19 protein-coding genes and 1 pseudogene are annotated in these 20,527 nt (G+C 61.3%); 1 reads left to right on the top strand and 19 read right to left on the bottom strand.

Features of this window, described 5'->3' with window-relative positions:
• Window positions 1-33 precede the first annotated feature (33 nt).
• Window positions 34-555 carry a TetR/AcrR family transcriptional regulator gene (locus ACRHIG_RS12445; RefSeq protein ID WP_489630325.1) on the bottom strand — a complete coding sequence of 174 codons (522 nt, stop codon included), beginning with the start codon at window positions 553-555 and terminating at the stop codon, window positions 34-36.
• 90 nt (window positions 556-645) lie between these two features.
• Between ACRHIG_RS12445 and ACRHIG_RS12440 the strand changes: the two genes are divergently transcribed.
• Window positions 646-1,860 (top strand): MFS transporter, encoded by a 1,215-nt coding sequence (locus tag ACRHIG_RS12440; protein WP_489630324.1) that lies wholly within the window; start codon window positions 646-648, stop codon window positions 1,858-1,860.
• 10 nt (window positions 1,861-1,870) lie between these two features.
• On the opposite strand, the gene ACRHIG_RS12435 is transcribed toward ACRHIG_RS12440, so the two are convergent.
• The 18 genes and pseudogenes from ACRHIG_RS12435 to nuoE all read right to left on the bottom strand — a co-directional run bounded on the left by ACRHIG_RS12435 (window position 1,871) and on the right by nuoE (window position 20,516).
• Window positions 1,871-2,173, bottom strand: coding sequence for a hypothetical protein (locus tag ACRHIG_RS12435; protein WP_489630323.1), 303 nt, complete (start codon window positions 2,171-2,173; stop codon window positions 1,871-1,873).
• A gap of 57 nt (window positions 2,174-2,230) precedes the next feature.
• Window positions 2,231-3,406 (bottom strand): PQQ-dependent sugar dehydrogenase, encoded by a 1,176-nt coding sequence (locus ACRHIG_RS12430; protein WP_489630322.1) that lies wholly within the window; start codon window positions 3,404-3,406, stop codon window positions 2,231-2,233.
• Between the two features lie 114 nt (window positions 3,407-3,520).
• Window positions 3,521-5,482, bottom strand: coding sequence for a PKD domain-containing protein (locus ACRHIG_RS12425; protein ID WP_489630321.1), 1,962 nt, complete (start codon window positions 5,480-5,482; stop codon window positions 3,521-3,523).
• 218 nt (window positions 5,483-5,700) lie between these two features.
• Entirely contained in the window at window positions 5,701-6,201 is a 501-nt protein-coding gene (ispF, locus tag ACRHIG_RS12420) for a 2-C-methyl-D-erythritol 2,4-cyclodiphosphate synthase (RefSeq protein WP_489630320.1), read from the bottom strand.
• A gap of 17 nt (window positions 6,202-6,218) precedes the next feature.
• Window positions 6,219-6,930, bottom strand: a pseudogene (gene ispD / locus ACRHIG_RS12415) (2-C-methyl-D-erythritol 4-phosphate cytidylyltransferase).
• A gap of 12 nt (window positions 6,931-6,942) precedes the next feature.
• Entirely contained in the window at window positions 6,943-7,638 is a 696-nt protein-coding gene (locus ACRHIG_RS12410) for a hypothetical protein (protein WP_489630319.1), read from the bottom strand.
• Between the two features lie 8 nt (window positions 7,639-7,646).
• The gene (locus ACRHIG_RS12405) at window positions 7,647-8,219 is read right to left on the bottom strand and encodes an NUDIX domain-containing protein (protein ID WP_489630318.1); all 573 of its coding nucleotides are present in this window, start codon (window positions 8,217-8,219) and stop codon (window positions 7,647-7,649) included.
• 59 nt (window positions 8,220-8,278) lie between these two features.
• Window positions 8,279-8,608: a DUF2818 family protein gene (locus tag ACRHIG_RS12400; protein ID WP_475415378.1), complete on the bottom strand. Its 330-nt coding sequence runs from the start codon at window positions 8,606-8,608 to the stop codon at window positions 8,279-8,281.
• Between the two features lie 3 nt (window positions 8,609-8,611).
• Window positions 8,612-10,114: an NADH-quinone oxidoreductase subunit NuoN gene (gene nuoN, locus ACRHIG_RS12395; protein ID WP_475415379.1), complete on the bottom strand. Its 1,503-nt coding sequence runs from the start codon at window positions 10,112-10,114 to the stop codon at window positions 8,612-8,614.
• A 16-nt stretch (window positions 10,115-10,130) separates the two neighbouring features.
• The gene (locus ACRHIG_RS12390; protein ID WP_489630317.1) at window positions 10,131-11,630 is read right to left on the bottom strand and encodes an NADH-quinone oxidoreductase subunit M; all 1,500 of its coding nucleotides are present in this window, start codon (window positions 11,628-11,630) and stop codon (window positions 10,131-10,133) included.
• Between the two features lie 29 nt (window positions 11,631-11,659).
• Complete coding sequence (nuoL, locus tag ACRHIG_RS12385) at window positions 11,660-13,753, bottom strand: NADH-quinone oxidoreductase subunit L (protein ID WP_489630316.1); 2,094 nt, start codon at window positions 13,751-13,753, stop codon at window positions 11,660-11,662.
• 46 nt (window positions 13,754-13,799) lie between these two features.
• Window positions 13,800-14,108 carry an NADH-quinone oxidoreductase subunit NuoK gene (nuoK, locus tag ACRHIG_RS12380; protein WP_010399724.1) on the bottom strand — a complete coding sequence of 103 codons (309 nt, stop codon included), beginning with the start codon at window positions 14,106-14,108 and terminating at the stop codon, window positions 13,800-13,802.
• Complete coding sequence (locus tag ACRHIG_RS12375; RefSeq protein WP_034779507.1) at window positions 14,105-14,737, bottom strand: NADH-quinone oxidoreductase subunit J; 633 nt, start codon at window positions 14,735-14,737, stop codon at window positions 14,105-14,107. Before ACRHIG_RS12375 ends, nuoK begins: the two co-directional genes overlap by 4 nt.
• A gap of 66 nt (window positions 14,738-14,803) precedes the next feature.
• Entirely contained in the window at window positions 14,804-15,292 is a 489-nt protein-coding gene (gene nuoI / locus ACRHIG_RS12370) for an NADH-quinone oxidoreductase subunit NuoI (protein ID WP_010399726.1), read from the bottom strand.
• Window positions 15,293-15,306: 14 nt separating this feature from the next.
• On the bottom strand, window positions 15,307-16,389 hold the full coding sequence (gene nuoH / locus ACRHIG_RS12365) for an NADH-quinone oxidoreductase subunit NuoH (RefSeq protein WP_475415382.1): 1,083 nt from the start codon (window positions 16,387-16,389) through the stop codon (window positions 15,307-15,309).
• Entirely contained in the window at window positions 16,389-18,722 is a 2,334-nt protein-coding gene (gene nuoG, locus ACRHIG_RS12360; protein ID WP_489630315.1) for an NADH-quinone oxidoreductase subunit NuoG, read from the bottom strand. Before nuoG ends, nuoH begins: the two co-directional genes overlap by 1 nt.
• Before the next feature lie 22 nt (window positions 18,723-18,744).
• On the bottom strand, window positions 18,745-20,040 hold the full coding sequence (gene nuoF / locus ACRHIG_RS12355) for an NADH-quinone oxidoreductase subunit NuoF (RefSeq protein WP_010399729.1): 1,296 nt from the start codon (window positions 20,038-20,040) through the stop codon (window positions 18,745-18,747).
• Window positions 20,037-20,516: an NADH-quinone oxidoreductase subunit NuoE gene (gene nuoE / locus ACRHIG_RS12350; RefSeq protein ID WP_035820520.1), complete on the bottom strand. Its 480-nt coding sequence runs from the start codon at window positions 20,514-20,516 to the stop codon at window positions 20,037-20,039. The genes nuoF and nuoE overlap by 4 nt, the downstream gene beginning before the upstream one ends.
• Between the last annotated feature and the right edge of the window lie 11 nt (window positions 20,517-20,527).

Genomic DNA, 20,527 nt, shown 5'->3' with positions numbered 1-20,527 from the left:
CCGCCGCCTGGATGGCCATGCCCTGCGACAGGGTCACGACAAAGCGCGCCTGCTGCTCCGGGCAGGAATCGGGCGGCAAATCCCCTCTTCCTTGGCGCGCCGCAAGCGGTCGCGCAACTTGATCTCGCCGCGCAGCCGGCGCGCGAACAATTCATCGCGGATCGGCAAGGCATCGTCGCTGCAGGCGAGCGCCGCATTGACGCCCATGCAGCCGTGCGGGCCGTCCGGCATGGTTTGCGCGTCGACATACTGCGTCAGCAGGGCTTCCACCACCTGGCGCGCCGTCGGCTGTTCCAGCGCCGCATCGAAAAACCGCATGCGCGTATCGCTGTAGCGCTCGAGCGCCTTGTGGAACAATTGCTCCTTGTTGCCGAAGACGGCATACAGGCTGGGCCGGTTCATGCCCATGGCTTTCGTCAATTCCGGCAGCGAACTGCCCTCATAGCCCTTTTCCCAGAACACCTTCATGGCGCAATCGAGCGCCTCGTCCGCGTCGAAGGTGCGTGGCCGCCCCGTTTTCGCCTTGACGACTTCCTCTTTTTTATCTTGTTTCATACCGTTCGGTAAAAAATTATTGACAACACTGTCTGCCTGCCCCGATTATATACCGACCGGTTAAAAACCTCCCGGCTTTTCAGGAACCCTATGCACACACCTTCCAACACCTCTGCCGACGATACCACCGTGGCGCCGTGGCTGGCCGTCTTATCGGTCGGCATCGGCGCCTTCGCCCTCGTCACCTCCGAATTCCTGCCCGTCGGCCTGCTGCCGGCCATGGCCGCCGAACTGGCCATCAGCAAGGGCCAGGCGGGACTGATGATCACCACGCCCGGCATCGTTGCCGCCTTTGCCGCCATCTTCGTCACCGTCGGCTCGGGCCGGCTGGACCGCCGCATCGTGCTGCTGGCCCTGACGGCCCTGCTCGTCGCCTCGAACCTGCTGGTGGCGCTGGCGCCATCGTATGGGGCGATACTGCTGGGCCGCGCCATGCTGGGCGTGGGCGTGGGCGGTTTCTGGGCCATCGGCAGCGCCATCGGCCCGCGCCTGGTGGCGCCGCAGCATGCGTCGCGCGCCATGTCCATCATCTTCGCCGGCGTCTCGCTGGGCACGGTGGCGGGCGTGCCGGCCGGCGCGCTGGTGGGCGAGCTGGTGGGTTGGCGCGTGGCTTTCGGCGCGGCCAGCGCCATTGCCGTGCTGGTCTTCATCGGCCAGCTCTTGCTGCTGCCCAGGCTGCCGCCGACGCAGGCCATCCGCCTGCGCCAGTTGCCGATGATTTTCGGCATCCGCAAGGCCAGGCTGGGCCTGATCGCCACGGCCATGCTCTTCACGGGCCAGTTCGCCGCCTACACGTATATCGCCCCCTTCCTCACGCAGATCTCGCACCTGGCGGCCGGCACGGTCAGCGCCATGCTGCTCGTGTACGGCGCTTCCGGCTTCATCGGCAACCTCGTGGGCGGCTGGGCGGCCGGGCGCTACGAACGGGCCGCGCTGATGGCGACGGGCGCCGTGCTGGGCCTGTCCACCTTGGCCCTGGCCGCGTTCGGCAGCCATTCCGTGACGGCCATGCTGCTGGTGGCCGTCTGGGGCTTCGGTTTCGGCGCCATGCCGATCGCCGTGCAGACGTGGATGTTCAAGGCGGCGCCCCACTTGATGGAAGGCAGCAGCGCGCTGTTCGTTGCGATTGTGCAAGTATCGCTGGCGTCGGGCGCCTTGCTCGGCGGCATGGCCGTCGACCGGCTGGGCGTGTCCAGCGCGATGGTGGTGGGCGGCCTGTTCGCCCTCGGCTGCGCCTTGACGATCGCGCTCTTCGGCAAGCCGCAGGCCGGCGCCAAGGCCGGCGCGGCGTGCCCAGCGTCGTAGGAGCGTGCCTTCAGATGCGGCCGCGGCGGAATTCGCCGAGGAATTTCGTCACTTCGGCCGGCGTCATGGGCACGTCCGCATCGCCGTGATACGCATACAGGAAGGGCGTGCCGCCCAGGCGGTCCGTCAGCTTGGCGAACAACAAGAAGCGGCTGCCCAGCGGATAACGCTGCAGGTCCGACAGGCGGCGCGAGCACTGCACCGCCAGCTCGGGCGAAAAGGCCTGGCCCGGCACGGGGCGGATTTCCACGCGGCCATCAATGGCGCGGGATTCGACGGCAACATGCCGGTATGCATAAGTATCACGGGCCATGCCGCCACCTTGAATGAAATAAAGGCGCCATCTTAAGCGAAGATGGCGCCTGGCGTATTACTGCGGCACGATGCGCAGCAGGCGGCCGTTGTCTTCGTCCGTCAGCGCATACAGGTAGCCGTCCGGCCCTTGGCGCACGTCGCGCACGCGCGCGCCGATGGCCAGGCGGTCCTGCGCCGTCACCTTGCCGTTCGCATCGACGGCGATGCGGCGGATATCCTTGGCCGCCAGGCCGCCGCTGAAGATGCTGCCCCGCCAGGCGGCGATCTTGTCGCCCGTATAGACGGCCAGGCCCGACGGAGCAGGCGACGGCACCCAGGCCACGCTGGGATTGAGCATGCCGGGCACCTCATGCTTGCCGACGGGCTCATGCGTCGTATAGTCGGCACCATAGCTTTGCAACGGCCAGCCGTAGTTGCCGCCCGCCACCACCAGGTTCAGCTCGTCGCCGCCGTACGGGCCGTGTTCCGTAGCCCACACGCGGCCGGACACGGGGTCGAGCGCCAGGCCCTGCACGTTGCGGTGGCCGTACGACCAGATTTCCGGCAAGGCGCCCTTGGCGGCCAAGGGATTGCCGGGCGCCGGTTTGCCCTCTTCCGTCAGGCGCAGGATGGAACCCTGGTGCGTGGCCAGATTCTGCGCCTGCTCGCGCGCCAGGCGGTCACCGATGCGCAGCGGCGGATTGCCGCCATCGGCCACGCTCATCAGCAAGGTGCCGTCCGGCAGCCACAACAGGCGCGAACCGAAATGCTGGCCGCCGCTCTTGTCGGTGGCGACCTTGAACAGGGTCTGGATGCCCGTCACCTTCCTGCCGTCGAACACGCCGCGCACGAGGGTCGTGCGGTTCGCGTCATTCGTGCCCGTCGACACCGTCATGTAGACGCGCGGGTTCGGCTTGCCCGCATCCTGCGGATGCAGCACGATGTCGAGCAAGCCGCCCTGCCCGCCCGTGAAGACGGCCGGCATGCCTTCCAGCGCCACGTCGGTAAAAGTCTTGCCATTGAGCAGATGCAGTGTCCCCTGCTTGCTGGTCACCAGCGCGCGCCCCTCGCCCAGCCAGGCGATGCCCCACGGCTGGCGCACGCCCTGCGCGACGGTCTCGGCTTTCCAGCCCTGTCTGGCGGCGGGCGGCTCGCCCGTGGCTTGCAGTTCGGCGTGGGCGGGCACGGCGCAAGCGGCGAAGGCTCCCAGCAGCAGTGCGGTGGCAAGGTATGTGCGCTTGATGGTTGGCATCCGGGATTCTCCTGTGTCGGCTATGAAAAAGGCGGCCGGGATGGTCTGTGCCATCGCGCCGCCTTCTAAAAATAGCACAGATTGCCAGGCGGGCGCGCCGCCTGACAGCGACTATCAACGATAGATCAGATGGTACTTGACGCGCGGCGTGTTTTTCTGTGCGCCACCGGTCTGCACCAGCGCCACAGGCTCGCCAGCGGCCGTATGGAAGATGCCGATGCCATAACTTTGTTCGCCGCCAATGACGGGCAAGGTGACGCTACCATCAGGGAACAACAACTCGCCACTGAAACGCTTGTAGCTTGCTTGGTAGGTCACATCGCCAACCGGATACATATAGCTGTACGATGTTTCCATGAGCAGCGCTTCCGCCTTCACGGGCGAGTGACTCATTGACAGCACAGTGTTACCAGCCGAACTGAGGATGAAGCGGCCGACATATTTCAGCGTGTCGGTACTGAAGTACGTGCCAGCCGCCGTAAACAGCAGATCTTCCTTGGGCGACAAGAACAGCGGGGCCACCGCCGGGTAGTCGACATAGGCATAGGCACTGGCCTGAATCGCGTTGCTTTGCGGGTCTATGGAGAAATACGAGATAGCGGATGAATATCCCTGCGCTACAAATGCCTTGTTCTTGGATACCGCAAAAACGCCACGCAGCGTCCCATAGAAGCCGTTGGCATAATCAAGTCCAGGCAGGACCTGGCCGGTACGCCCATTGAGCACAGTAATGGCCGCTCGCGACGACGTGCCGACAGATTGGCCCATCAGAAAAACGATGCCATCATTGGTCGTGAATACCTCCGTCTGCGTACCGTCTGTGCCTGTAGAGCGCAGCAGTTGCCCTGCCACCAGATCAACCAGACTGACCACGCCTTCATGCAATACCGCGGCCAGCTTACCGTCCGGACTCAGATTAAACGACTTGACCGCGGTTGGCAGACTGATGCTGGTAGTGACGCCATCAACCGGGTTGGTGATTTTCACGGCGTCAGGATCGGTGCTGATCATGACCAGGCGATCGAGTCCCTTGCTGTAGCGCACATCCTGCGGCGTGAAAGGCAAGGCCACGACACTATAGGATGCGATAACGGCATTGAACTTCAGGTAGGCCACCGCCGTTTGCCGGCCATTACTGACCGTCAAGGACAGCACATAAGCGCCGGCCACGTCCGGCGTGAACGATGGTATGGCAGTCGCTGCTGCGCCCAGCACGGCAACAGAAGCGGCAGGCCGGCTGTCGACCGCCCAGGCATAGGTCAATTGCGCGCCACCCTCGTCATAGCTCAGGATGCCGCTGGTCACCACCGGCTGGCCGACGGGCACGGTCTGGTTGTTGCGGCTGACCACGGCCACCGTGCCCTGGATCACGCCCGTCGGAATGTTGTTGTTGACATCGAACTGGTACACCGTCTCGGCATACGCGCCCTTGCCGTCCGCGCCGCGGGCGCGCACTTTGTACAGGCCCAACACGTCCGGCGAGAAACGCGCGGTTTGCCCCGCGACAAACAGCGCGGCGCTGCTACCGGCCGGCTTCTGGATCAGCTCCCACGTTGTGGTCACCTTGTCGCCGTCCGCGTCGGTGCTGCCGGTGGCATCGAGGACGATGCCGGAACCTGCCGAGACGCTCACGGCATCCTTCACGAGCGGCTGCGCCGTAAACGTCGCATTGACCACCACCACCGCATTCGGCACCCGGTTATTCACCAGCACGGTGGCGTTCTTTTCCGCAAAGCCGCCCTTGCTATTCGTCACGCGCAGCTTGAAGATATACGTGCCCAGGGCGTCGGGCTGGAAGTTCATTTTGGGGGTCGCGACAGCACCCATGTTCAGGCCGCTGCCGGCAGGCTTGGAGACCAGACTCCAGGCAAAACTCAGCGTCCCGCCGTCGCTATCCTTGCTGCTGCCGGCATCGAGTTCAATCTGCCCGCCCATGCTGCCGACAGCATCGGCGCCTTCTGCCGCCGCCGACACGGCACCGGCAAACAGGATGGCAGGCTGCGGCACGGCCGCTACGGGCGGCGGCGCAGTTTCACTGCCGCCGCCACCGCCGCCACATCCGGCCAACATGGCCATGGCCAACATACCCGCTATCAAACAGCGCACTGCTGGTCCCTGCATACGACTACGCATATGATTCCGTTCTCTCAATATTTCCCGTGGTTATAAAGTGACGTCTTGTCGCGTCCGAAAAAGCGGACAAATATTATCATGACAATAACGTTAAATTTTCACTAAATTCCACTTTGGAAATATTAATTTTCAAGAATCATTAAAAAGACGGCAGGGTTAGCTCAGGCGCGCAGCAGCAAAGCCACGGCTTCGGCCGCCATGCCCTCTTCGCGGCCCAGGTAGCCCAGCTTTTCATTCGTCTTGGCCTTGATATTGACCTGGCCCACGGTCACACCGAGGTCTGCGGCCACGTTCGCGCACATGGCGGCGATGTGCGGCGCCATCTTCGGGCGCTGGGCGATGATGGTGGCGTCGATATTGCCGACCACATAGCCCGTCGCCTGCACGCGGCGCACGGCTTCGCGCAGCAGGGTGCGCGAATCGGCGCCCTTGAACTGCGCGTCCGTGTCGGGAAAATGGCGGCCGATGTCGCCTAGCGCGGCCGCGCCGAAGATGGCGTCCGTGATCGCGTGCAGCAGCACGTCGGCGTCGGAATGGCCCAGCAGGCCCAGGTGATGGGGAATCTTCACACCGCCGATGATCAGGTCGCGGTTTTCCACCAGCGCGTGGCAGTCATAGCCCTGGCCGATACGGAAAGGGAGGTCGGGTGTCGTTGTGTTCATGCGGGTCTCTCTGGAATTCAAGGATGGGCCAAATACAGCTCGGCCGTGTGGATGTCGCGCGGCAGGGTCACCTTCAGGTTGCGCGGGTGGCCCTCAATCAGTTTCGGCGCCAGGCCCAGCGCTTCGACGGCGCTGGCGTCGTCCGTGATCGCTTGCGGATCGGGCGCTTCGGATAGTGCCCGGTGCAGCAAGGCATAGCGGAACATTTGCGGCGTCTGCGCCAGCCACAGGCCGTCGCGCGGCACCGTCTGCGCCGACAGGCTGCCCGGCCCGGCCCGCTTGACGGTATCGACCACGGGCAAGGCCAGCAAGCCGCCGGCCGCATGGTCGCCCACTTCCGCGATCAGTTTTGCGATCAGCGCCGGCGTCAGGCCGGGACGGGCCGCATCGTGCACCAGCACCTGGTCATGGGCATCGATGCAGCCGTGCAAGGCTTGCAGGGCGTTCAATATCGTTTCCATGCGCGTGGCGCCGCCGCAGCGCAGCACCGATATGCCCCCCTGCCCCTTGCTCCGGCACGACCGTGTCGATCACGCCATCGTCGGCGCTGACGACGACATAGGTATGCGCGATCAGGGGGCTGGCGAGAAAGGCGTCGAGCGCGTGGCGCAGCATGGGCTTGCCGGCGATCTGTAAATATTGCTTGGGACTGCCCGCTTCCATGCGCGCGCCCACGCCGGCGGCGGGGATCAGGGCAAAGTAACGGACGCTATTCGGTGCTGCTGTCATGCCATTCCTTGTCTAGTTGGCGGGCGTTGCCTTGCCCGCCAGGATGTTCTGGATTTCTCCCTTGCACGCCTTGCCCAGGCGCGCATATTCTTGCGGAGAATCAATGGCGGCCTGCAAGGTTTCCACCTTGCGCATTTCCGCCTTGATATACGGCAACCAGCCCGTATCGATCTCGCGCGCCAGCGCCGCCTTGGCCGTACCGCTGGGCGCGTACAGGGGCCGCGCCTCGAAGCGTTTGGCCAGCGCGGCGCGCACGGTCTTTTCCACGCGCGGCAAGTGATCCATATAGGTTTTCATGTGCCGCAGCTCGTGCGCGAGTATCTCATCATACGCGCACGTGCCGGGCGCAAATTCGCGGCCGATGTAGATCACCACGGGCGCATACGTCAGGCTCACGGTAATCTGCGGCGCCACGCATTCATAGCCGCTGGCCGGGTCTTGCAGCATGGGACCGGCCAGGGCGATGGCCACGCGCGAATCCGTCTTCGTCAGGCCCAGCACCCAGGTATTCGCGCGCGCCGTGCCCTTCATCACCGTCAGCGCCTTGTACGGCAGATGCGTATCGATGCTGTAGCCGTTCTGCTGCGCCGTCAGCACGGACACCGTCTTGCTGATCGTGTCTTCGCAGCGCACCTGGAACGGCGTGCGCGCTGCCGCCAGCGTGTCCAGGCAGGCCGACGCCAGCAGCAGGAAGAGAGCCGCGCGCATGTGGGGAATCAGGCCGCTTGCCAGGCGCCGCTGGTGATCTTGTCGAGCCAAAAGATGCCGATGACGGTTTTCACGTCCGTGATCGTGCCATCCCTGACCCAGTCGAGCAACTGCGGCACGGTGGCCGTAAACGTCTCCAGGAATTCGCCTTCATCGAGTTGGCGTTCGCCCGCCACGAGTCCACGCGCCAAAAACAGTTCCAGGTGCTCGTCGGAATAGGCGATGGCGTTGTGAATGGTGGAAACGAATTGCCAGTCGGTCGCCGTGTAGCCCGTCTCTTCCAGCAATTCGCGCTGGGCACAGGCCAGGTGGGACTCGCCCGCGTCGATCTTGCCGGCCGGGAATTCAATGAAGACCCGGTCCAGCGGATAGCGGTACTGGCGTTCCATCAGCACCGTGCCGTCGTCGAGCAGCGGCAGGATCACGACGGCGCCCGGATGCAAAACGAATTCGCGCGCCGTGATCTTGCCATCTGGCAGTGCAACGCGGTCGCGCTGCACGCGCAGGAAGCCGCCCTGGTAGACGAGCTCGCCGTCGACCTTGGTTTCAATCAATTGCGTATCAGTGGCTTGGGTATCCATACATTTCCTTATGTTCAATAAAAAACGGCGCCAGAGGCGCCGCTTTCGGAGGATGGTGCCTAGCGGCGTTTACGCAGATAACGAGTCACGAAACCTGGGAAAGCCAGCACCAGGAACAGGCATCCCGTGATGGCGTAGAACTCCCACGTCTGCGGGAAACCGTTGCCGATGCGCGCTTCGAGCGCGAACGCCGCGGCGCCGACGATGAAGTACAGAATCACCATCTCCAGCAGGCGCAGCGCCAGCGGCTTGCGCCAGCCTTTGCCCCCGTCTGCCTGCGCCGCCTTTTTCAGCGGCACGGCGGCAAACAGTTTCTCGTTCAGGAAAGGCAGGTTCGCGCCCAGGATGCCCAGGGCGATCACCAGCCAGCTCGAAGCGGTGACATCCATCGGTCAGGACGCCAGGGTCTTGGTGATGGCGGTCGCGCAGGCAGCCAGGATGCTGTTAGGCATCACACCAAGGGCCAGAACGAACACGCCGTTCAGGGCCAGCACGACGCGCATGTCGCCATGCACGACCAGCGCGTTGCTGTCGCTCGGCTCGTCGAACCACATCATCTTGACGACGCGCAGGTAGTAGAAGGCGCCGATCAGCGAGAACAGCACGGCGGCGATGGTCAGCCACAGCTGGCCCGTGGCCAGCACGGAAGCGAGCACCGAGTACTTGGCCATGAAGCCCATCAGCGGCGGCACGCCGGCCAGCGAGAACATGAACAGGGTCATCACCAGCGCGAAGATCGGGCTGCGCTTGCCCAGGCCCTTGAAGTCGGCCAGTTCATCTGCTTCGAAACCATTACGTGCCAACAACATGATCACGCCAAAGGTACCCAACGTGGTGAACACATAGGTGATGACGTAGTACATCGAGGCGCCGTAGGCGGTGGCTGCGCCGGCCGCGTTCAGGGTGTTGTTCGGCGCATCGACGGTGCCGGACAGCAAGCCCAGCAGCACGAAGCCCATTTGCGCGATGGTCGAGTACGCCAACATGCGCTTCAAATTGGTTTGCGCGATGGCGGTGAAGTTACCGATGGCCAGCGACATCACGGCCAGCACCAGCAGCATTTGCTGCCAGTCATGCGCCATCGGCAGCAAGCCTTCGGCCAGCAAGCGCAGGGTGATGGCGAACGCGGCCAATTTCGGCGCCGCGCCCAGCAGCAGGGTCACGGCCGTCGGCGAACCTTGATACACGTCAGGCACCCACATGTGGAATGGCACGACGCCCAGTTTGAAGGCCAGGCCGGCTACCAGGAACACCAGGCCGAAGACCATGATGGTGCCATTGGTCTTGCCGTTTTCCAGCGCCACGCGCAGTTCGCCCAGGTCCAGCGTGCCGGAGGCGCCGTACAGCATCGAGATACCGTACAACATGAAACCGGAAGCCAGTGCGCCCAGGATGAAGTATTTCATGGCCGCTTCCGTGGCCTTGGCATTGTCGCGGCGCAGAGCGATCAGCGCGTACAGCGACAGCGACATCAGTTCCAGACCCAGGTAGATGATCAGGAAGTTGTTGGCCGAGATCATGATCATCTGGCCCAGCAGTGCAAACAGGGCCAGCACGTAGAACTCGCCGCCCAGGTTACCCGACAGCATGCTGCGGTCGGTGGCATAGGCACGCGAGTAGATCAGGGTCAACGCCACGGCGCCGTACGAGAACAGTTTCAGCAGCTGCGACATCGGGTCCGACACGAACATGTTGTGGAACGTGTAGACGGTGGTGCCCGCGTTGAAGTCGCCCACGGTCAGCAAGGCGCAGCCGGCCAGGGTCAGCAAGGACAGCGCATAGGTGATCGAACGCTTCGCCGCAGGCAAGAACATATCGATCAGCAAGAGCGCCGACGTGGCGATCAGCAGAAAGATTTCCGCGTACAGCGGTACCAGATTAGGTGCATTAGTCATGTTATCGGTCTTCTATTTAAGGCAACTTGCTGATGGCGACATGCTGCAGCAGGTCGGCAACCGAAGTTTGCATCGTGTCGGTGAACGGGGCTGGGTACAGACCCATCACGAGCACGGCGATGGCCAGCACAGCAAGCATGAAGAATTCACGTTTGTTGATGTCGGTCAATTCGGCCACGTGCTTGTTCTTGATCTTGCCGAACACCACGCGCTTGGCCATCCACAGCGAGTACGCCGCGCCCCAGATCAGTGCCGTTGCAGCCAGCAGGCCGATCCAGAAGTTGTATTTCACCGCGCCCAGGATCACCATGAACTCGCCGACGAAGCCGGACGTGGCTGGCAGACCGCAGTTGGCCATCGAGAACAGCACGAAGAAGGCGGCAAATTTCGGCATGCGGTTCACGACGCCGCCGTAGTCGGCGATGTTGCGGGTATGCATGCGGTCATACAGTACGCCGATGCACAGGAACATCGCGCCGGAGATGAAGCCGTGCGAGACCATCTGCACGATACCGCCCTGCACCGAAATGTCGTTGAACATGAAGAAGCCCAGGGTGACGAAACCCATGTGCGCGATCGACGAATAGGCGACCAGTTTTTTCATGTCGGTTTGCACCAGGGCAACCAGACCGATGTAGATGACGGCGATCAGCGACAGGGTGATCATGAAGCCCGACAGGTAGTGGCTGGCGTCCGGCGTGATCGGCAGCGAAAAACGCAGGAAGCCGTAGGCGCCCAGTTTCAGCATGATGGCGGCCAGCACGGCGGAACCGCCCGTCGGCGCTTCCACGTGGACGTCCGGCAACCACGTATGCACGGGGAACATCGGCACCTTGACGGCAAACGCCATCAGGAAGGCCAGGAAGATGAAGATCTGTTCGTTCATCGTCAGCTTGAACGCGTGCCAGGCCAGGATGTCGAAGGTGCCCGACACATTGCGCAGGTAAATGATGGCAACCAGGGTCAGCAGCGAACCGAAGAAGGTGTACAGGAAAAACTTGAACGACGCGTACACGCGGTTCGAACCGCCCCAGATACCGATGATGATGAACATCGGGATCAGGGTTGCTTCAAAGAAGAAGTAGAACAGCAAGCCGTCCAGCGCGCAGAACACGCCGATCATCAGGCCCGACAGGATCAGGAAGGAGCCCATGTACTGGGCGATGCGCTTCTCGATCACTTGCCAAGCGGAAATGACGACGATGACCGTGATGAAGGCCGTCAGCGGCACGAACCACAGCGACAGGCCGTCGATACCCAGCGAGTACCAGATATTGAAGGTTTCAATCCACGGTGCTTTTTCGACGAATTGCATGCCGTGTGCGGCGTTGTCGAAATGCTGGATCAGCGGCAAGGTGCACAGCATGCTGAGCACGGCGCCAGCCAGCGACAGCCAGCGGGTAAAGCCCGCTTTGCTGTCACGGCCGAGAGCCAGGATCAGGACGCCGCAAATGATCGGCACCCAGATCGACAGACTCAGGTAAGGAGGTAGTGTAGAAATCGTAGACTGCATCATGGTTCTCAGTATTCTTTTATCAGGTCAGCTTACTTAGCGGGCCAGAATGGCAGGAAATAGATCAGGAAGCCCAGCACGCCCAGGATCATCACGAATGCATAGTGATAGATGTAGCCGGTCTGCAACACTCGCGACAGCGAGGACAGCCAGGCGACAACCTTGGCGCTGCCATTGACGACGAAACCGTCGATCAGCTTCTTGTCACCGAAGTTCCACAGGCCATTACCCAGCAAGCGGGCACCGCCGGCGAACACGACTTCATTGAACTTGTCCATGTAGTACTTGTTGTCCAGCAGGGTGTGGATCGCGTGGAACTTGGCAAAGAACCAGGCCGGTACACGCGGGTTGACCATGTAGCAGTAGTAGGCTGCCACCACGCCGGACAATGCCAGCCAGAACGGTGCCGTCGACAGGCCGTGGATCGCCATCGCCATTGCGCCGTGGAATTCATGCGACAACTCTTCCATTGCTGGATGGTTTTCGCCGACAAAGATCACGCCCTTGAAGAAATCGCCATGCAGCATCGGGCCGATCGTCAGGTAACCGATGATCAAGGAAGGGATCGCCAGCATCACCAGCGGGAACCAGACGACGAACGGGGACTCATGCGGCTTCTGGCCAGGTTCCAGGCCGTGGTGGCCGTGGTCGTCCTCTTCCTCTTCATGATGGTCGTCATGCGCGTGGGCATCGTGCTTGGCCGCAGGCGCGTGGTGGTCGTCATGACCGTGCGCATGCGCCTGGCCGAAACGTTCCTTGCCGTGGAAGACGAGGAAATACATGCGGAACGAGTAGAAGGCGGTGACGAACACGCCAGCCAGCACGGCGAACTGGGCAAAGCCAGCGCCCCAGATGTGCGTCGCTTCGACAGCTTCGATGATGCTGTCTTTCGAGTAGAAACCGGAGAACAGCGGCGTGCCGATCAGGGCCAGCGAACCGATCAGGGAAGTGATCCAGGTGATCGGCATGTACTTGCGCAGGCCGCCCATGTTGCGGATATCCTGGTCATGGTGCATGCCGATGATGACGGAACCGGCGCCCAGGAACAGCAGTGCCTTGAAGAATGCGTGCGTCATCAGGTGGAACACGGCCACGGAGTACGCGGACGAACCGAGCGCCACGGTCATGTAACCGAGCTGCGACAGGGTCGAGTAAGCGACGACGCGCTTGATGTCGTTCTGGATGATGCCCAGGAAGCCCATGAACAGCGCCGTGATGGAGCCGATCACCAGGATGAAGGACAGTGCCGTGTCGGACAGTTCGAACAGCGGCGACATACGCGAGACCATGAAGATACCGGCCGTCACCATCGTCGCGGCGTGGATCAGTGCCGAGATCGGGGTAGGACCTTCCATCGAATCAGGCAGCCACACGTGCAGCGGGAACTGCGCCGATTTGCCCATCGCGCCGATGAACAGGCAGATGCAGGCAACGGTCAGCAGGGCCCAGTCGGTGCCCGGCATCGTCAGCAGGGCCAGTTCGTCTTTCTTGGCGAATACTTCCTGGTAGTTCATGGTGCCGGCATAGGCCAGCAGCAGGCCGATGCCCAGAATAAAGCCGAAGTCGCCCACGCGGTTGACCAGGAAAGCCTTCATGTTGGCCACGATGGCCGTCGGACGCTGGTACCAGAAACCGATCAGCAGGTAAGAGACCAGGCCCACGGCTTCCCAACCGAAGAACAGTTGCAGGAAGTTGTTGGCCATGACCAGCATCAACATCGAGAACGTGAACAGCGAGATGTAGGCGAAGAAGCGGTTGTAGCCTTCGTCGTCCTTCATGTAGCCGATCGTGTAGATATGCACCATCAGGGAAACGAAGGTGACCACGCACATCATCATCGCCGACAGCGAATCGATCTGGAAGCCCACTTCCATCTTCAGGGTGCCGATCGTCATCCAGTTATAGATCGTGCCATTGAATGTCGCGCCATCCATCACTGCCAGCAATGTCTGCACGGACAGGATGAACGCAATCAGTACGCCCAGGATCGTCGCGGTATGCGACGTCTTGCGTCCGACCAAATTACCCAGGAACTGGGTGCCAAGCAAGCCTGCAATCGCGGCACCGGCCAGCGGCGCCAGCGGTACGGCAAGAAGGAGGTTAGGGTTGAGGAGTTGCCCCGCCATGATGAACCTTAATCGTTATTATTCGAGAGATCGAGTCTGAAAAACATCAGCCTTTGAGGCTGTCCAGGTCTTCGACGTTGATGGTATCCAGATTACGGAACATCACCACCAGAATAGCCAGACCGATAGCCGACTCAGCGGCGGCAACCGTCAGGATGAAGAAAACGAAGATCTGACCGGCCGCGTCGCCCATGAAATGGGAGAACGCGATGAAATTCATATTCACCGCCAGCAGCATCAATTCGATTGCCATCAGCAATACGATGATGTTCTTGCGGTTCAGGAAAATACCGACGATCGAGATTGCGAACAGGATCGCGCCCAGGACCAGAAAATGTGTGAGCGATAATGTCATGGTGCCTCCTTAACTTCCGGCTCAGCCGCAGGACGCTCGACGACCGCGTCCATCTTGATGATCTTCAGGCGGTCGTTGCGCTTGACGCGCACGGCATCGCCTGGAGCAAAATGCTTGGTGTCCTTGCGTTTGCGCAGGGTCAGTGCGACGGCGGCTACGATGGCCACCAGCAGCACGACGGCGGCGATTTCGAAGGCGAACACATATTTCGTGTAGATCAGCAGGCCCAGTTCCTTGGTGCCGCCCAGGTTGACGTTCACCGGCGCGATGCTAGGCGCAAAGTTGCGGAAACCGTGCCACAGGACGGCGGCCATTTCCAGCACGATGATCACGCCCACCGTCACGGACAATGGCAGATAGCCCCAGAAGCCTTCGCGCATGCGGTCGATATTGATATCGAGCATCATGACCACGAACAGGAACAGCACCATCACGGCGCCGACATACACCAATACCAGCACGATGGCCAGGAATTCAGCTTGCAGCAGCATCCAGATGCCCGCTGCCGAGAAGAAGGACAGTACCAGGAACAGTACTGCGTGGACCGGATTACGGGCCGTGATGACGCGCGTCGCTGCCAGAATCAAGATCAGCGCGAAGGCGTAAAACAAAATTGTTTTAAAGTCCATAAAAAACCCAATAGACGTACAGATGAACGAGGGGCGCGCCGCAGCTGGTCAGCTGCGGCGCATCCATCAGCGATAAGGTGCGTCGGCGGCGCGCGCAGCGGCGATGTCATTTTCATAACGATCGCCTACGGCCAGCAACATCTCTTTCGTGTAATACAAATCCCCGCGTTTCTCGCCGTGGTATTCCAGGATTTGCGTCTCGACGATCGAATCGACCGGGCAGGACTCTTCGCAGAAACCGCAGAAGATGCACTTGGTCAAGTCGATATCGTAACGCGTGGTGCGGCGCGAACCGTCGTCACGCTGTTCCGATTCGATCGTGATGGCCATCGCCGGGCAAACCGCTTCGCACAGTTTGCAGGCGATGCAACGTTCCTCGCCGTTCGGGTAGCGGCGCAGCGCGTGCAAGCCACGGAAACGCGGCGAGATCGGTGTCTTCTCTTCCGGGAATTGCACCGTGATCTTGCGCGAAAACATGTACTTGCCTGTCAGCGCCATGCCCTTGATCAGCTCGCCTAACAAGAGGCTGCTGAAGAAATCTTTTACCTTATCCATTCGTATGCACTCTCTTACTTCCAAATATTCCAGGATGTCTGCATCCAGGCAGCGACGAAGACCAGGTAGACCAGCGTCAACGGGATAAACACTTTCCAGCCGAGGCGCATGATCTGGTCATAACGGTAGCGTGGGAACGTACCGCGTACCCAGATGAACACCGACACGATGAAGAAGGTCTTGGCGAACAACCAGAAGAAGCCGCCGAAACCACCCCAGAACTCAAGGAAAGCAAATGGTGCGGACCAGCCACCGAGGAACATGATCGAAGCCAGGGCGCCGATCAGGATCATGTTGGCGTATTCGGCCAGCATGAACATGGCGTAGGCCATGCCCGAGTACTCGACCATGTGGCCGGCAACGATTTCCGACTCGCCTTCGACGACGTCGAACGGGTGACGGTTGGCTTCAGCCAGGCCCGACACCAGGTAGATGACGAACATCGGCAGCAGCGGCAGCCAGTTCCACGACATGAAATTGACGCCCTTGTCGGCGAAGAAGCCGATCTGCTGGCCGCCGACGATGTCGATGAAGTTCAGGCTGCCCGAGACCATCAGCACGATGACCATCACGAAGCCCATCGGGATTTCATACGAAATCATCTGTGCCGACGCGCGCATGGCGCCCATGAACGAGTACTTCGAGTTCGACGCCCAGCCGGCGATGATGATGCCGTAGACTTCCATCGAGGTAATCGCCAGCAGCATCAGCAAGCCGGCGTTGACGTTGGCCAGCACGGCTTGCGGACCGAACGGCACGACCGACCAGGCGGCCAGGGCCGGCATGATGGTCATGATCGGGCCGATCACGAACAGGCCCTTGGCGGCCTTGGACGGGATGATGATCTCTTTGAACAAGAGTTTCAGCGCATCGGCGATCGGCTGCAGCAAACCCAAGGGGCCCACGCGGTTCGGGCCCACGCGGATCTGGATCCAGCCGATCAGCTTGCGTTCCCACAAGGTCAGGTAGGCAACCAGGCCCATCAGCGGCAACAGCACGCACAGGATCTTGATCAGGGTCCAGAAGAACGGCCACGTGCCGCCCAGCAGATCCTGACCGCTGCTGTTGATGACGTTTACAAATTCAGGCAGAGCCATCAGATTTTCCCCTCTGCTGTTTCAACTGTGATGTCACCGAACATGCCGCCCAGGCTGGCCGTCGAGGCATGCGCCGCCGACACTTTGACCACATTGGCTGGCAGGCCGGCATGAAGTGCCGCCACCAGGATGGCGCTGCCGGAGCCTTGCGCCACTTTGACCTTGTCGCCCGCCTTGATGCCCAGCTGTGCGGCCAATGCCGGCGACAGATGGGCTTGCGGCGCGGCGCCGTCGACCGTGCGCAGCAGCGGTTCGGAGCGGCGCACCAGCGCGTCGGCGAAGTAGATCGGCACGTCGGCGATGCGTTGCAGCTTTGGCGAGGCCGGTGCGTAGCTTGCCGCTTCCGGTGCGTTCTTGGCAATATTGTTCAGCTGTGCCGACAGATCGGTCACGCCGGCACCGAATGCTTCGTCGCGGATCGCTTCCGAGGTGTCGTAGTCGAAACCGGCCAGGCCCAGAATGTTGCCCAGGACGCGCAGCACTTTCCAGGCTGGACGGGTTTCCGCCAGCGGTTTGACGGTGCCGTTGAAGCTTTGCGCACGGCCTTCGCAGTTGACGAAGGTGCCCGAAGTTTCAGCGAACGGAGCGATCGGCAGCAAGACATCGGCGTAATCCATGCCGTGCTTGAAGGCCGACATCGCCACGACCATGTCGGCGCCATCGAGGGCGGCGCGGGCCGCCTGTGGATTGGCGGCGTCGAGTTCCGGCTCGGCGTGCAGCAGCACGTAAGCTTTCTTCGGTACGGCAAAGGCGGCTTGCACGTTGGCGCGCGGCTTGGCGACCAGGTGCGCGCCTACCGTGTTGGCCGCTTCCGTCAGGTAACCGAGCTTGGCGCCCGTCTGTTCGGCGATCCATTGCGCGGCAGCATGCAGTTGCGACGCTTGCGGGTGTTGCGTTGCCGCGTTACCCAGCAGCACGGCGCCATGGTCGCCGGCCATCAGGCTGGCGGCGATGGCGACGGCCACGTCGGAAGCAACAAGCGCTTCAAAACCGGCTGGCGCGGCGATTTCTTTCGCTTTAGCAACAGCGACGACCACTTCCGACAAGGCCGCCAGCCAATCGCTTGGCGCTGCGATCATCTTGTTGGCGATGGTGATCAGTTGATCATCGTCGGAGGCGTGCAGGATCGACAGCTTGGCGCCGCCCTTGACGGACGCGCGCAAACGCGTGGCCAGCAATGGGTGATCCTTGCGCAGGAAGGAGCCGATGACGAAGGCGCGCTTGATCTGGCCAAATTCGCTGATCGGCATGCCCAGCCATGGTTTCACACTGGCATCGAGCGCGAAGTCGGTCTGGCGCAGGCGGAAGTCGACGTTCTCGCTACCGAGACCGTGGACGACTTTTTGCAGCAGGACCAGCTCTTCGACGGTCGAATGCGGCGTTGCCAGCGCGGCGATGGCGTCGGCGCCATGCTCGTGCTTGATATTTTTCAAACCGTGCGCCACGTATTCCAGCGCGGTCTGCCAATCGACTTCCTTCCACTCGTTGCCTTGTTTCAGCATCGGGGATGTCAGGCGTTCGGCGCTGTCCAGCGCTTCGTACGAGAAACGGTCCTTGTCCGAGATCCAGCACTCGTTGACGGCTTCGTTTTCCAGCGGCAGTACGCGCTTGACCTTGCCAGCTTTCACTTGCACGATCAGGTTCGAACCCAGGCCGTCATGCGGGCTGACCGATTTGCGGCGCGACAGTTCCCACGTACGGGCGCTGTAGCGGAACGGCTTCGAGGTCAGTGCGCCGACCGGGCACAGGTCGATCATGTTGCCCGACAGTTCGGAGTCGACCGACTGACCGACGAAGGACACGATTTCCGAGTGTTCGCCGCGGCCGATCATGCCCAGCTCCATCACGCCGGCCACTTCCTGGCCAAAACGCACGCAGCGGGTGCACTGGATGCAGCGCGACATCTCTTGCATGGAAACCAGCGGACCGGCTTCCTTCGGCGTGACGACGCGCTTGTCTTCCTTGTAGCGCGATTCGCTCTTGCCGTAACCCACAGCCAAGTCTTGCAACTGGCATTCGCCGCCCTGATCGCAGATAGGGCAATCGAGCGGGTGGTTAATCAGCAAGAATTCCATGACCGACTTTTGCGCCTGCACAGCTTTATCGCTGGCGGAGCGCACGATCATGCCGGCACTGACCGGGGTCGCGCAAGCGGGCAAAGGCTTCGGCGCCTTTTCCACTTCGACCAGGCACATGCGGCAGTTCGCTGCGATCGACAATTTCTTGTGATAGCAGAAGTGCGGAATGTAGGTTCCCAATTTGTTGGCGGCGTCCATCACCATGCTACCAGCAGGGACTTCGACTTTTTTGCCGTCTATTTCGATTTCAACCATGGTGATCGTTACCTGACGCAGCTTAGATATATGCGGGCACTAAGCAATGCTTGTGCTCGATATGATATTCAAATTCTTCACGGAAATTCTTAATGAAGGCCCGTACCGGCATGGCAGCCGCATCGCCCAGCGCGCAAATGGTGCGGCCCTGGATGTTGTCGGCGATCGAGTTGAGCATGTCCAGGTCGTCTGGACGACCCTGCCCCTGCTCGATGCGGTGCACCATGCGGTACATCCAGCCTGTGCCTTCACGGCAAGGCGTACACTGGCCGCACGATTCTTCAAAGTAGAAGTAGGACAGGCGTTCCAGCGCCTTCACCATGCAGCGTGTTTCGTCCATCACGATGACGGCGCCCGAACCCAACATCGAACCGGCTTTCGCGATCGAGTCATAGTCCAGGTCGGTCTGCATCATGATGTCGCCGCGGATCACCGGCGCGGACGAGCCGCCAGGAATCACGGCCTTGATCTTTTTGCCACCGCGCATGCCGCCTGCCAGTTCCAGCAGGGTCGCAAACGGGGTGCCGAGCGGCACTTCGTAGTTGCCCGGTTTTTCCACGTCGCCCGAGATCGAGAAGATCTTCGAACCGCCGTTGTTCGGCTTGCCCATCGCCAGGTATTTCTCTGGACCGATGTTCAGCACGAAGGGCACGGCCGCGAAGGTTTCCGTGTTGTTGATCGTCGTCGGCTTGCCGTACAGGCCGAACGAGGCAGGGAAAGGCGGCTTGAAGCGCGGCTGGCCTTTCTTGCCTTCCAGCGATTCCAGCAGGGCCGTTTCTTCGCCGCAGATGTAGGCGCCATAACCATGGTGCGCATGCAACTGGAACGAGAACTCGCTGCCCATGATCTTGTCGCCCAGGAAACCGGCGGCGCGCGCCTCTTCCAGCGCTTCTTCGAAACGCAGGTATTCCTGGAAGATCTCGCCGTGGATATAGTTGTAGCCCACGGTGATGCCCATCGCATAAGCGCCAATGGCCATGCCTTCGATCAGGGCATGGGGATTGTAACGAATGATGTCGCGGTCCTTGAAAGTGCCCGGTTCGCCTTCATCTGTATTGCAGACGAGGTATTTCTGACCCGGGAACTGGCGCGGCATGAAGCTCCACTTCAAGCCGGTAGGGAAACCCGCGCCGCCACGGCCGCGCAAGGACGACGCCTTGAGGTCGGCGATGATCTGTTCCGGCGTGATTTTCTCTTCCAGGATACGCCGCAGGGCGCTGTAGCCGCCGCGGTTCACATAATCTTGCAAATGCCAGTTCTTGCCATCCAGATCCTTCAGGATCAATGGATCGATATGGCGGTTGTGGAGTGACGTCATTTCTTGAGTTCCTCCAGCATGGCGTCGATTTTCTCGTTCGACATCCAGCTGCACATGGTTTTATTACTGACCAGCAAGACAGGCGCATCGCCGCAAGCACCCATGCACTCGCCTTCGACCAGGGTGAACTGGCCGTCTGCGGTGGTTTCGCGGAAATCGATACCCAGTTTCTGCTTCAGGTACTCTGCAGCGCGCACGCCGCCCGACAGGGCGCATGGCAGGTTGGTGCACACGGTGATCTTGTGCTTGCCCACGGGTTTCACGTTGTACATATTGTAGAACGTGGCCACTTCCTGCACGGCAATCGCCGGCATGCCGATGTAATCGGCCAGTTCCTTCATGGTTTCCGGCGCCAGCCAGCCCAGTTCATCCTGGGCATGGGCCAGCGCGGCCATGACGGCCGACTGACGCTGGTCGGCCGGGTACTTGGCCAGCTCGCGGTCAATTTTCTTATAGCATTGCTCTGATAACAACATACTTTTTGCCT

The organism is Janthinobacterium sp. C22 (assembly GCF_057919405.1).
The sequence above is the reverse complement of the archived record's forward strand: the minus strand, read 5'-3'. Positions and strand labels throughout refer to the sequence as shown.